A 13,384-nucleotide genomic window follows, 5' to 3' on the forward strand; every position below is an offset into this window, starting at 1 on the left:
GAGTTTATCCATGCAGCTTTGCATATATCATATCATAAAAAAATGAAACACTATATACTTTTTATCTTAACCTTTGTTACTGCTGCCACATCATCATTTGCTCAAACCAGCAACATTACCCAACCCGAGTTGCTCACGTTACCCATTTATAAAGCCAATGTAGGGAAAGTGATTTTTTTGGCTGATACCATCAATTTAATAAGGTTAAAACAAACCGATCTACTTAATCAATTTGAATCAAGGCCTCAAAATAATCTGTATATGAGGTTTTTTATAGCTAATTCCTTAACCAATTATCAACATCAGTTAAACCCTTCGTTAAGCGTGGAGGATTTAAATAAAGGTAATTTTCAGTTTACTTTTTATGTCGACGGAAAACTGGTTTATCAGGAAAACCTGCATCGGGGTGCTAATTATCCCGCAGTAAAAAATACCAAAACAACCATAAGCATTCCGCTGGCCAGTAACAGGGGCGAGGATTCATGGGGGCGATCACTTTGGTATCGTTTTACGGTAAATGGAGGAGACAGCGCGCTTACAACCGGTCAGCATTTGCTGAAGATTGAAGTAAGACCTTATATCAGTATCCCCGACCTAAAGGTTGGTGATCTGATTGCCCGAGGCGAAATTAAATATATAGTACCCGTTATTTCTGTCAAAGAATCAAAGGTACAGGCTATAAAACCCAATAGTGGCTGGCCGGTATCAACGGAAACATTTGATTCAAAAAAAATAACTGAGCTCAATACCCTAATAGCTCAAAACAAATTCAAAGATATTACCAGCATTGTCGTTATCAAAAACGGGAAATTATTGATCGAAGAATATTTTAATGGCAGCTCGCGCGATTCATTGCATGATCCCCGTTCGGTGGGTAAAACTTTCGCTTCGGCCATGATGGGTATTGCCATTCATGACGGATTTATTAAAAGCGAAAACCAAACGCTAAAGGATTTTTACGACCTCAAAAAATTTAACAACTATTCGCCCCGGAAAGAAGGTATTACGTTAAAAAGTCTGCTCACTATGAGCTCCATATTTGACGGGGATGATAATGACAGCGATTCGCCCGGGAATGAGGAAAATATGTACCCTACACCCGATTGGGTAAAATTTACGCTTGATCTTCGTATAGACAGTACCAAAACAGCCGGCAAACAGTGGAACTATTTTACAGCTGGAGCTACACTTCTGGGCCACATTATCAATAAATCTGTACCCGGAGGCTTAGAAAAATACGCGGATAGAAATTTGTTTAAGCCTTTAGGAATAACAAAATATCAATGGCCATATTCTCCTCAACATGTTCCCAGTACTGCCGGTGGATTGCAGATGCGTTCATTGGATTATGCCAAATTTGGACAGTTATACAAAAACAATGGGACATGGAACGGTAAACAGATTATCCCCGAAAGCTGGGTAAAGCAATCGTTCACTAAATATCTTACCTTGCCAAAAGATGTGGTGGGCGAAGGATATTATGGCTATCTGTTCTGGAACAAAACCTACACCGTGAATAATAAACTATACGAAACCTTTTATTGCTCGGGCAATGGCGGTAACAAGATATTTGTGTTTACTGATGTGCCATTGGTTGTAATTGTTACGGCTACGGCATATGGCAGACCCTATGCACACTCGCAAGTTGATAAAATGATGCAGCAATATATTTTACCGGCGGTGTTGAAGTAGGTTATGGTTGACCCAAGTTGTAGTTCCAGCGTTAGACCCTTGAACTGGCAGCGGGGAATTACTTCGCCTCCTGTCGTTTTAATTTCCCTGCTTCTACCCACCACCATTGCCATTTGCCGCCCGATGCCTGTGTTGGGTTAAAATTGCTTACATCAAAACTTCCGTTGCCGGCCGTTGACCCCTGCACTTCATAAACCCGGATGGCCTGTTGGTTATTGTCCCAGGTTAAAGGCTTGCCTGGTTCGCATGTTTCGGGTGGTTTTTGGTTATTGGTCAATAAAAAGTAGGCTTTGCTGGTACCAAATACCACTGCATGACCCGTTTCGTCGACACAAACCGCGGTGTGTTCATCAGCCGCTATGCCATTAGCAAATAAGTGCCAGTCTTTAGCAATCCGACTTAAAAAGGCCACATGGCGGCCCTGCCTGTCACGGGTAATATAGTGTTGATCGGTGATTACCGATTGGAGGAATGGAGCATGAAGCAAATTATCATGATATAATGTTATCAACGGATTGTAGGGATTGGCCAGGGCCTGATCGGAAGTAACGCTGGCATTTTCGCCGCTGTAATAGATACCACCCATAATAGCGCAGCCGGCGCTGGTGCCGCCAACCGGCGCGTGTTTTACATTAAGCAGGTAATTGATGGCATCCATGGTTTTGGTGCCACGCCAGTAGTTCATGTAATTGGATTGATCGCCACCCGAGATAAAAAGCATTTCGGCATTGCGGATGATGTAGGCTACCGTATCATTATTAGCCAAAGTTCGAGAGTCGATCTTCAGGGTTTCCACCGAATTTACCTTCCCCAGGTTATAGATATAAGGGTTATAGCCATCCTTTCCCGATGCGCGGATGATCACCACATCGCCGCCGCCACTGCGGTCAATCATCCATTTAAAAGCTTCGTCAACATCCCGTCCGCCACCTATCATCACCAGGCCGGCTTTAACCGGTGTATTTACATTGGCAGTATCACCAATAATACCTATTGACGATGGACGACCGGGGATATGCTTATCTTTTTTAAGGGTATCAGGTGCACGATAAGCCCAGGAGGTTAAGTTTAAACCTAACAAAATAACGATGGAAAGAAAGCGGCGCATGTGTAAATATCTATTCGGTATTCAACCGGAATATAAATTGGTTTCGTTTATTATCGAAGTAGTAAATATCGATATATTTATAGTGGTAGCGCGCTTTTATGGCTAAAATACTTTTTACAGATATTTTTATTGGAGCAAATGGACTTTCACCTCGTGCCAGGATCGTTTTTTTCTTTTTAACAAAAAAATATAAACCTGTTTTGTTATTATAATCAAGTACATCCATTCCGTAGGATACCTTGAGTGTATCACTGGGTTTAACATCAGATTGTTTAATAACTACAACCCGATGTTTATCTCCTTCATTATATTCAGCGATAATTTTATTATTATACAGAACATGCCAATAATCAATCGTATCTGGATTGGCTGGTTTATGTAGTGATAAACCGGCCAATAATACCAAAGTGAATATGTTCATTGTTTGGGTGCTTAATATTTATAAGGTTCCATTTTACCACATGAGCAGGCACAGTTGGCATCGGTAATGCCCAGTTTCTTTAAAAAGAATTGGTAAAAACCAATGCGGTCATTCATGTTGTACATGTTTTCGCCTTTATTACATTCCACCTCTCCATTTACTATGTTGATGGTCATGCCAAAGCCAGGGGTACGGCCTTTTGCTTTGTCAACCGCGTTGGGCTGCCATTTGCCCGTCATCACATCATGTGCCGATGGTTTGTGTGTTTCTGGCGTCATCCAAAAATAAATAGCCGCTTTAAAAGCTACTATCGGGTCGGTCTCTACCAGGTCGGGATTGTTTAATAAAATTTTGGCATCACCAAATATACAGGTAGAAGCCAGGCCGTAATTACCGTTATAGCTTAGCTGCATGGGGCCGCGGCCATAATACTTTTTGCCGGCAACAGGCGGATATTCGTCGCTCTCGGCAATATAAGCCTGGCTGGTGTTGCTTTCATGGATAAACATCAGTCCGTCGGTATAAGTGGCGTTTACCCCGTGGCGGGTTTCATGAGCTATGTGCGCGAAAAATGCGGCCAGTTCCTTTTTATTAGCTTCGGTACCAAATTGGGTACAAAAGTTACCGTAATCTACTGTAAAAGTGCTGTCGGGTTTCTTTTTGGCCCAGTCCTCATTCCAATCCACATCCTGGCGAACAACGCTTGTTTTGCCCGTTTTTTTATCGGTACGAATGTATTGATAAACAGATGTTGCCCTTCGGGTGACCTTTATTCTTATCTGGCCCAATTCGTCGGCAGCCTTGATGAAGGCTGCATAGGTGTAAAACTTATCGCGTTGTGGAAAAAGATCATTGAATTGCTTTTCGCTGATCAATGTTGATATAGATGCCGTTTTTTGACCGGCGTTTTTCACAGCAGGGGCCTTGGAACTATTACTATTGCCGCAACTAAAAGCCGAGACCACTAATGCAGCAAAGGGTATAATGACAAGTTTTGATGATAATATGATCGATCTCATGATTAGTAGTTTTATAGTTATAGATTACAGTTCATGGATCATAGCTCATGATTGCACAGCTGAATTTCTTAAAACGTCGTAAGGTAACTTTTCAACTATGAACTATGATCAATGAACCATCAACTAAATGCAAGTTTAAGCGTATCATTTAAAAATTTACACTTTATTAGCAAAAATTATACTACAATAGTATCGATACAAAATATATACACGTATATTGAACTTAAAGTATAAATGCTGCCGGATAAAATATGAAGATATATACTAAAACGGGTGATAAGGGGTTTACATCATTAATAGGAGGAACCCGGGTTGCCAAACACCATATACGAATTGAGAGTTATGGAACTGTTGACGAACTAAATTCCTATATCGGCCTCATCCGCGATCAGGATATTACTGACCATGATAAGGACATATTGAAGCAGATACAGGACAGATTGTTTACTATAGGCTCCTCATTGGCTGCCGATCCGGAAAGATCAAAAATGGTAATCCCCGATCTGTATATGACCGATGTGGAGTTACTGGAACAGGAAATGGATGCCATGAACGAAAAATTGCCTGAATTGCGTCATTTTATTTTGCCGGGCGGAAATAATACCATTTCGTTTTGCCATATTGCAAGATGTATTTGCCGGCGGGCCGAAAGGATAACCGTTCATTTAGCTGAAGAAAGCCCGGTTGATGAAAAAGTGAACATTTATTTGAACAGATTGAGCGATTACCTGTTCACTTTAGCACGTAAGATTGCAAATGAGCATAAAATACCTGAAAATCAATGGATACCCCGCATGTAAAAAATGCGAAAAAAAAACTTGATTTTTCAATTGAAAATATTATACTTTTGCGAAAAAGTTAATTTACTGAAATAAATATAAATAGAGAAACATGTATTGGACACTTGAACTGGCATCTCACCTTGAAGATGCGCCCTGGCCCGCAACAAAGGATGAATTAATTGATTATGCTATCCGTTCAGGAGCTCCTGTTGAGGTTATTGAAAACCTGCAGGCACTGGAAGACGATGGTGAACCGTATGAAAATATCGAGGAAATATGGCCTGATTATCCGACAAAAGACGATTTCTTTTTTAACGAAGACGAATATTAGCAACATTAAAAGCCCTCTTACGGAGGGCTTTTTTTATGGATAACGCATTTTGGAATGATTTTAGTAATAAACCTAAAATATTTATCACTTAAAACATATCAAAATGAGAGGTCTATTGTACATTATCGCCGTTATCCTGGTAATAGGATGGATATTTGGGTTTTTCTTTGGTCATGCCACCGGACTGATCCACATTTTATTGGTTATAGCTATTATAGCTGTACTTTTAGGAATTATCCGCAGGGCATAGCAATTACCTGCTCATGCAATTAAGATTTTAAGCCAATGGCCTCAGGCCGTTGGCTTTTTATTTAAAAGCAGTTCAGCAATGGCAATATCTTCCGGAAAAGTGATCTTAATATTTTGATGACTGCCTTCGGTGAGATGTACCTCGACACCATATTGTTCAACTACGCTGGCATCATCTGTAAAGCTTTCGTTATAGGGCTGTTCGTAAGCTTTTTTTAACAAATCTGCTTTAAACGTTTGCGGGGTTTGTATCAGATAGATCTGATCTCTCAATAAGCTTACAGACCTGCCATTGATCAGCTGCCTCACCGAATCGCGGCTTTTAACGGCCGTAACCGCATTGCCATGTTCCCGGGCGTACTGATATGAGGTTTCGATAATATGATTGCTGGTAAGTGGCCGTACAGCATCGTGAACGGCTACCAGGGTGCTATCATCGGCTGGTATCTGATGAAGCCCGTTCCTGACAGAATGAAAGCGAGTCTCGCCACCGATTACTAAAGTGTGGGGCGTATTAAATTGATGGGTGTGGCAAAGCTCTTTCCAGTAATCATGATAGGCGCCCGGTAAAACTAAAATGATATTAGGTTTTATAGCCGATTGGGTAAAAGCCTTTATAGTATGCATTAAAACAGGTAAGCCGTTAAGCAACAAGAATTGCTTTGGAACAGCTGATTGCATCCTGGTGCCTGTACCGCCCGCTACTATAATGGCGTAGTTTTTATTAGATGTGAGATGTGAGATGTGAGATATGAGATTTTGATCGTCCATAAAATTTACCCAAATCTAAGGCAAAAAAAATGAGATACAAGAAAGTCTCATATCTCAAATCTTATATCTCATATCTAAACTTAGATGATCAGCATGGCATCGCCATAGCTGTAAAAGCGATATTTTTCTTTAACTGCAACCTCGTAAGCGTTCATTACATGCTCATAACCACCAAATGCCGATACCATCATCAACAAGGTTGATTCCGGTGTGTGGAAGTTAGTGATCATGCTGTTGGCAATGCTGAAATCATACGGCGGGAAAATGAATTTGCTTGTCCAGTCATTAGCGGCTTTTAATGTTTTACCAGCAGATACTGCCGATTCAATGGCACGCATAGAGGTAGTGCCAACGGCACAAATGCGTTTTTTACGCTCGATACCACGGTTTACGATATCAGCTTGTTTTTGCTCGATAATGAATTGCTCGGAATCCATTTTATGCTTGGTCAAATCTTCCACCTCAACCGGGCGGAAAGTACCTAAACCAACATGCAGGGTAACTTCGGCAAAATCAACACCTTTTAACTCCAGGCGTTTCATGAGCTCGCGACTAAAGTGTAAACCAGCGGTAGGGGCGGCAACAGCGCCTTCGTGCTTGGCAAAAATGGTTTGGTAACGCTCTTTATCTTCGGCAGTAGCCTTGCGTTTAATGTATTTTGGCAGTGGTGTTTCGCCAAGGATCTCCACGTTTCTGCGGAATTCCTCGTCGGTACCATCAAATAAGAAACGGATGGTGCGGCCGCGTGAAGTAGTGTTATCCACAACTTCGGCAATTAACAGATCGTCGTCACCAAAATATAGTTTGTTACCTACGCGTATTTTACGGGCCGGATCAACCAGTACATCCCATAAACGTAATTCCTTATTAAGTTCGCGTAATAAAAATACTTCAATTGTGGCGCCTGTTTTTTCTTTATTACCATACAAACGTGCAGGAAATACCTTGGTGTTATTCAGGATCATTACATCCTGATCATCAAAATAATCCAGTACATCTTTAAATATTTTATGCTCAATTTTTCCTGAATCTTTGTGTAAAACCATTAAACGGGCTTCGTCGCGGGTGGCAGATGGGTTATGTGCTACTAATGATTCGGGTAAATTGAATTTGAATTGAGATAATTTCATGCTTGTATTTATGAATTTTCAGGGCGCAAATGTATGAATTTTTTTTGTTACTTTCACGGATTTTTTTATGAACAACATGATTTGGATATTATTCAGTTTATATATAAAAAGAATGTAACTTAACAGCTGTAATATCGTCTAAAAAACTAAATATTCCACACCGGTATATTTTTACAAAAATATTTCGCCATTGCGGTTTATAAGTCGGTGTATCAGAATAATTAACCATCGAGATCAAAATAAGTTGTATGCTATTTTTAAAACTTTTCAGAGAAAGCTTTTTGTTTGCTTATGATGCGCTAAGGCAAAATAAGTTGCGCACCATGCTTTCCTTACTTGGTGTAACCATTGGCATATTCACGATCATCGCGGTTTTTTCGGCTGTAGACACCTTGCGTAATAATCTGCAAAAGAGTGTTGATAAACTGGGTAATAATAGTGTTTACATCCAAAAATGGCCCTGGGTTGGCGGCAGTGATTTTCCGTGGTGGAAATACTTACAGCGCCCGGTACCCAAGCTGCGCAATTTTGAGGAGCTGCAGCGCCGAAGCCAAACCGCCGAAGCATTATCATACGAAGTATCAATAGATAACCGTACCATTAAGTATAAAAGTAATACCGTTGAAGGGGCACAAATAGATGCCGCATCAAAAGATCATGATAAAACCTGGAACTTTGATTTTGCGAGCGGCAGGTATTTTACTGAAATGGAATCGAAAACGGGAGCGCCGGTTGTTAATATTGGCTTTGATATTGCCGAAAACCTGTTTCCGGCGGGTGATGCTGTTGGTAAACAGATCAAAGTATTAAATCGTTATGTTACAGTGGTAGGTGTGTTTTCAAAACAAGGAAAGGACATGCTGGGCATATCAACAGATAAAGAGGTTTTGTTACCGCTTAATTTTGCGCACAACCTGATTGATGTACAAGCTGAAAAATATGGCCCGCAAATTATTGTAAGGGGTAAAAAAGGTATCCCGGTTGATGATGTGGAAAGCGAGCTGCGGGGATTAATGCGCTCGATCATGAGCCTGCGTCCCGGACAGGAAGATAACTTTTCGCTAAACCGCACTACGATGCTTACCAATGCCCTGGACGATCTTTTCAGCATCGTAAATAAAGGAGGCTTTATTATCGGTTTGTTCTCGATGCTGGTGGGTGGTTTTGGCATAGCTAATATCATGTTTGTATCTGTAAAAGAACGTACCAATATTATAGGCATTCAGAAATCGCTGGGTGCTAAAAACTATTTTATACTCCTCCAATTTTTGATCGAATCCATTGTGCTTTGTTTGTTGGGAGGTTTAGTAGGACTTTTACTGGTGTATTTTTCAACCTTCGGGGCCAAAGCGCTATTTGATGTACAGGTTGTGCTGGATATCAATAATATTTTAAAGGGTTTAGGTTTTTCTTTGGGAATAGGTGTAATTTCGGGCATTATTCCGGCGTACTCCGCTTCAAGGCTTGATCCTGTTGAAGCCATACGCACAAATTAATTACCGATATGAAGATCAATCTTTTCAACAGTACTTTATTTGCTGGCCTCATTATAGCTGTAGCCGCCTGTAAACAAGCTAATAAACCCACACAGGAAACAACAGAAAAACCAGATAGTGTTAAAACTATCGTAGCTAAAGTAGCAGATACATCAAACACTGCAGATGTATTTAATAATTATATAGGTCTCAAAAATCAGTTTCTGAGATCAAATGTAAAGGGTATTAAGAGTACTGCCGGTATGCTGGAGGATAAACTGGCCGGCATAAAAGGCTGTACAGAAACAGCTGCGCTTGCTCATCAGATAGCAACAAGCGATGATATCAAAGCACAACGTGACGCGTTTTTGATATTAAGCAAAGACGTCATTGGTCTTTTAAAAGGTGCCAAATTCAAATCAGTTCCTATATATGTTGATTTTTGTCCAATGGCCGATAGTGGCAAAGGCGGTTACTGGCTATCGGTAAACAAAGCCATCGAAAATCCATACTTCCCCGAGCATATGAAAACCTGCGGACAGGTTAAAGAGCAGATCAATTAAATTTCAGTATAAGTATCAAGTATCAAGACAATTTTTGCTTTGTACTAAGGGAATTTCAAGAATCTCGACACCGACTATTTGATACTTAAATTATGACTGCGATGGTTGGGCATCGGAAATTTCAAAAATCCTGATACTCGATACCAGCTACTTGATACTAAAATTAAGACCGCTGCAGTTCTGCATTCGGAAATTTCAAAAATCTTGAAACTTGATACCGACTACTTGATACTAAATGATAGATTTGCACATAAAATTTACAAACAGTAAACGATCTGGATGGTTATAACACACAGATTTAATTACATTTGTTGCAACAATTATTTTCTATGTCGGATACAGCACAACTAAAGATTGGTGATAAAACATTTGACCTCCCGGTAATTGAGGGTACAGAAGGTGAAAAAGCTATTGATATTTCAAAACTCCGGGATCAAAGCGGTTACGTAACGCTGGATATCGGCTATAAAAATACAGGTGCTACCAAAAGTGCCATCACATTTTTAGATGGAGAAAAAGGCATATTAAAATATCGTGGCTACCCGATTGAGCAACTAGCCGAAAATGCCAGCTTCATTGAAGTTGCGTACCTGCTTATTTACGGCGAATTGCCAAGTGAGCAACAACTCACCGACTTTCAATACCAGATAAGCCGCCATACGCTGGTTCATGAGGATATGAAGAAGTTTTTTGATGGCTTTCCATCAAAATCACATCCAATGGGGCAGTTGTCATCATTGATTGGCGCTTTGGCTGCTTTCAATCCGGAATCATTAAAGCAGGGTCTTTCGACCGAGGAAGTTAACCTGGAGATCATAAAACTATTGGCTAAAATGAGCACAGTAGTATCCTGGATCTACAAAAAATCATTGGGCCACCCGGTTGTGTATCCTCAAAATAAATACGACTATGTAACCAACTTCCTGTACATGACCTTTGCCGAGCGTACGGAAGATTATAAGGTTGACAGGGTAGTGGTTGATGTAATGAATAAATTACTTATCCTGCATGCCGATCATGAGCAAAACTGTTCAACATCAACCGTACGTATAGTAGGTTCGTCCGATGCTAACCTGTACGCTTCAATTTCTGCTGGTATATCTGCATTATGGGGTCCGCTGCATGGTGGTGCTAATCAGGCGGTTATCGAGATGCTAGAGAAGATTAAGAACGATGGCGGCGATACTGATAAATGGATAGCCAAAGCAAAAGATAAAAACGATCCGTTCCGTTTGATGGGATTTGGTCACCGTGTATATAAAAATTTCGACCCGCGTGCAAAGATCATCAAAAAGGCCTGCGACGATATATTAGAGAAACTGGGCATCAATGACGAGGTTCTGGAAATAGCCAAAAAGCTGGAAGAAGTAGCCCTGAAGGATCCATATTTTGTGGAGCGTAAATTATACCCGAATGTTGATTTTTACTCAGGCATCATTTACCGTGCATTAGGCTTCCCTACAGAAATGTTCACTGTACTGTTTGCTTTGGGTCGTTTACCGGGATGGATAGCGCAATGGAAAGAAATGAAAGAGAACAAAGAACCTATCGGTCGCCCGCGCCAGATCTACACCGGCGATACTGATAAGGAATATGTTGACGTGGAAAAAAGATAAATTTTTGGTTCATAGATCATAGTTGATGGTTCATAGTTCATGGTCTTCAACTATTAAAAATAGCGATGATTAAGTCATCGCTATTTTTTTTCAAGTCATTCGAAGTCTCTGACTTTGAATGAATATGTTTGTAGTTTGCAAGTGAGGATGACAAATTTGTTTCCGACTGCCTTCAGACGGTTATCTATGAACCATCAACTATGATCCATGAACTACCATGAACCACATGACCATAGAGGAAATATTAAAACAGTACTGGAACCACGATAGTTTCCGGCCTATGCAGGCCGAGATCATCAAATCTGTTTTATTGGGGCGCGATACTTTGGCTTTATTACCTACCGGTGGCGGTAAATCTGTTTGTTTCCAGGTGCCAGCGTTGGCTAAAGAGGGGATCTGTATTGTAGTATCGCCGCTGATAGCCCTGATGAAAGACCAGGTAGAAAACCTGAAGGCTAAAGGCATCAACGCGGTATCCATCGTGTCGGGCATGGGTTTACGGGAGATAGACCTGGCACTGGATAATTGTGTTTATGGTTCGGTTAAGTTCCTTTATCTATCGCCCGAGCGTTTATTGTCTGAACTGGTTCGCGAGCGGATCCGGTATATGAAAGTAAACCTGATCGCTGTTGATGAGGCGCACTGTATATCGCAATGGGGATATGATTTCCGCCCGCCATACCTGCACATTGCCGATCTGCGGGAATTGCACCCCACAGTGCCCGTATTAGCTCTTACAGCCACCGCTACGGCTGAAGTGAAGGATGATATTCAGCAGAAATTATTATTCAAAGACGCGGTTGTTTACCAGCAAAGCTTCGAACGCCGAAACATCAGCTATGTAGTACAAAATGCCGAAAATAAGTTGCAAAAGATGCTGGATATCGCCCGCGGTATAAAAGGCAGCGGCATTGTTTATGTACGCAGCCGGCGGGATGCTGCAGATATTGCCAAATTTTACAACGAAAATGGTCTCAAAGCCGATTATTATCATGCCGGCTTATCCATGGATCAGCGGGCCGAAAAACAGGAAAGCTGGAAAAATAACCGTACGCGTATCATTGTAGCCACCAACGCGTTTGGCATGGGCATTGATAAGCCTGATGTGCGTTTTGTGATCCACAAAGATATGCCCGAAAGCCTGGAGGCCTATTATCAGGAAGGCGGCCGCGCCGGCCGCGACGAGCAAAAAGCCTACGCTGTTTTACTATATACCCATTCCGACCGGCTAAGGCAGGAAAAAATGTTTGTGCTGAATTTTCCGTCGGTAGATGAGATCAAACATGTGTACCATTGCCTGGCCAATTATTACCAGCTGGCTTATGGCGCAGGTGAAGGGCTGAGCTTTGACCTTGACCTGGGTGATTTTTGTAGTCGCTTTAAGCTTGACGCGGTGAAAACGCTCAATGCACTCAAATTTTTGGAAAAAGACGAATACCTTTCCTTCAACGAAAGTGTGTTTCTGCCATCACGTTTCCGGTTCGAGGTGGTTAACGAAGTGTTGTATAATTTCCAGATACAGAATGCAGGTTGGGACCCTTTTATAAAAACGCTGCTGCGCTCATATGGCGGTTCATTTGAAAACTATGTACGCTTAAAGGAGTATGACCTGTCGCGCCGCACTAACCTGAATGTTCAGCAGGTGATTGACGGCTTAATGCAGCTACAGAGCTTTGGGCTCATTAGCTATTTACAGCAGACAGATCAGCCTCAGGTAACCTATTTAAAGCCGCGCCAGCAAGCCGATCGTCTTTTTATAAACAAAAAATATATAGAAGAGCGCAAGCAAACCTATCGCCAAAAAATGGAAGCGGTTTTTGCTTATGCAACAGCAAAAAAATGCCGCAGCCAGATGTTACTGGCTTATTTTGACGAAGCCAATGCCCGTAAATGCGGCGTTTGTGATATTTGCCTGGAGGAGAAACGCCAGAAAAATGCCGACGAGATATTTGACAATATCATCCACGAAATTGTACAATTGCTTGGCATATCCACCCCGGATATAGGTACGCTGATAAATACCATTAACGTAGGTACCGAAAAAGAAAAGATGGAAACCATCCGCCTGTTGCTGGATGCCGGCAAAATAAAAACCGACGGCGAGAAGTATTACCTGGCGTAAGAAGTGGTAAGTTATAAGTCTTGAGTTTTGTGTTTAGGTGATGTGTTTTATTCTTGTTCTGGTGGTATTTGACTCGTTAACCCACAGACTTACAAAATCAGCTCT

Annotated in this window: 13 protein-coding genes; 8 read left to right on the forward strand and 5 right to left on the reverse strand. The window is 41.3% G+C overall.

Annotation, left to right across the window (positions count from 1 at the left end; all coding sequences use genetic code 11):
* Nucleotides 1–42 precede the first annotated feature (42 nt).
* The gene (locus tag ACNURT_RS11740; protein ID WP_419701904.1) at nt 43–1,692 is read left to right on the forward strand and encodes a serine hydrolase domain-containing protein; all 1,650 of its coding nucleotides are present in this window, start codon (nt 43–45) and stop codon (nt 1,690–1,692) included.
* A gap of 58 nt (nt 1,693–1,750) precedes the next feature.
* Here the strand turns inward: ACNURT_RS11740 and ACNURT_RS11745 are convergent, their stop codons facing one another.
* From ACNURT_RS11745 to ACNURT_RS11755, 3 genes are read right to left on the reverse strand one after another with little or no spacing between them, the layout of a single operon-like run.
* Nucleotides 1,751–2,800 carry a cyanophycinase gene (locus ACNURT_RS11745; RefSeq protein WP_419701905.1) on the reverse strand — a complete coding sequence of 350 codons (1,050 nt, stop codon included), beginning with the start codon at nt 2,798–2,800 and terminating at the stop codon, nt 1,751–1,753.
* 10 nt (nt 2,801–2,810) lie between these two features.
* Nucleotides 2,811–3,221: a hypothetical protein gene (locus ACNURT_RS11750; RefSeq protein ID WP_419701906.1), complete on the reverse strand. Its 411-nt coding sequence runs from the start codon at nt 3,219–3,221 to the stop codon at nt 2,811–2,813.
* A gap of 11 nt (nt 3,222–3,232) precedes the next feature.
* Nucleotides 3,233–4,240 (reverse strand): chitinase, encoded by a 1,008-nt coding sequence (locus tag ACNURT_RS11755; protein WP_419701907.1) that lies wholly within the window; start codon nt 4,238–4,240, stop codon nt 3,233–3,235.
* Between the two features lie 251 nt (nt 4,241–4,491).
* Between ACNURT_RS11755 and ACNURT_RS11760 the strand changes: the two genes are divergently transcribed.
* From ACNURT_RS11760 to ACNURT_RS11770, 3 genes are all read left to right on the forward strand, one after another.
* A complete protein-coding gene (locus tag ACNURT_RS11760; RefSeq protein ID WP_370994220.1) occupies nt 4,492–5,040 on the forward strand; it encodes a cob(I)yrinic acid a,c-diamide adenosyltransferase in 549 nt (182 codons plus the stop codon).
* A 91-nt stretch (nt 5,041–5,131) separates the two neighbouring features.
* On the forward strand, nt 5,132–5,353 hold the full coding sequence (locus ACNURT_RS11765; RefSeq protein ID WP_002996718.1) for a DUF2795 domain-containing protein: 222 nt from the start codon (nt 5,132–5,134) through the stop codon (nt 5,351–5,353).
* Between the two features lie 103 nt (nt 5,354–5,456).
* Nucleotides 5,457–5,603 carry a lmo0937 family membrane protein gene (locus ACNURT_RS11770; RefSeq protein ID WP_143013900.1) on the forward strand — a complete coding sequence of 49 codons (147 nt, stop codon included), beginning with the start codon at nt 5,457–5,459 and terminating at the stop codon, nt 5,601–5,603.
* A gap of 41 nt (nt 5,604–5,644) precedes the next feature.
* On the opposite strand, the gene ACNURT_RS11775 is transcribed toward ACNURT_RS11770, so the two are convergent.
* The gene (locus ACNURT_RS11775; RefSeq protein ID WP_419701908.1) at nt 5,645–6,373 is read right to left on the reverse strand and encodes a 2-C-methyl-D-erythritol 4-phosphate cytidylyltransferase; all 729 of its coding nucleotides are present in this window, start codon (nt 6,371–6,373) and stop codon (nt 5,645–5,647) included.
* A gap of 80 nt (nt 6,374–6,453) precedes the next feature.
* Complete coding sequence (queA, locus tag ACNURT_RS11780; protein ID WP_090468721.1) at nt 6,454–7,503, reverse strand: tRNA preQ1(34) S-adenosylmethionine ribosyltransferase-isomerase QueA; 1,050 nt, start codon at nt 7,501–7,503, stop codon at nt 6,454–6,456.
* A gap of 248 nt (nt 7,504–7,751) precedes the next feature.
* On the opposite strand from queA, the gene ACNURT_RS11785 reads away from it, so the two are divergent.
* The 4 genes from ACNURT_RS11785 to ACNURT_RS11800 all read left to right on the forward strand — a co-directional run bounded on the left by ACNURT_RS11785 (nt 7,752) and on the right by ACNURT_RS11800 (nt 13,279).
* Entirely contained in the window at nt 7,752–8,999 is a 1,248-nt protein-coding gene (locus ACNURT_RS11785) for an ABC transporter permease (protein ID WP_370994218.1), read from the forward strand.
* Between the two features lie 8 nt (nt 9,000–9,007).
* Nucleotides 9,008–9,541, forward strand: a complete 534-nt coding sequence (locus ACNURT_RS11790) for a DUF3347 domain-containing protein (RefSeq protein WP_419701909.1) — start codon at nt 9,008–9,010, stop codon at nt 9,539–9,541.
* 329 nt (nt 9,542–9,870) lie between these two features.
* Nucleotides 9,871–11,157, forward strand: a complete 1,287-nt coding sequence (locus tag ACNURT_RS11795; RefSeq protein ID WP_419701910.1) for a citrate synthase — start codon at nt 9,871–9,873, stop codon at nt 11,155–11,157.
* 226 nt (nt 11,158–11,383) lie between these two features.
* A complete protein-coding gene (locus ACNURT_RS11800) occupies nt 11,384–13,279 on the forward strand; it encodes a RecQ family ATP-dependent DNA helicase (RefSeq protein WP_419701911.1) in 1,896 nt (631 codons plus the stop codon).
* The last annotated feature ends 105 nt before the right edge of the window (nt 13,280–13,384 follow it).

Source organism: Mucilaginibacter sp. NFX135 (assembly GCF_048565145.1).
Lineage (GTDB): Bacteria > Bacteroidota > Bacteroidia > Sphingobacteriales > Sphingobacteriaceae > Mucilaginibacter.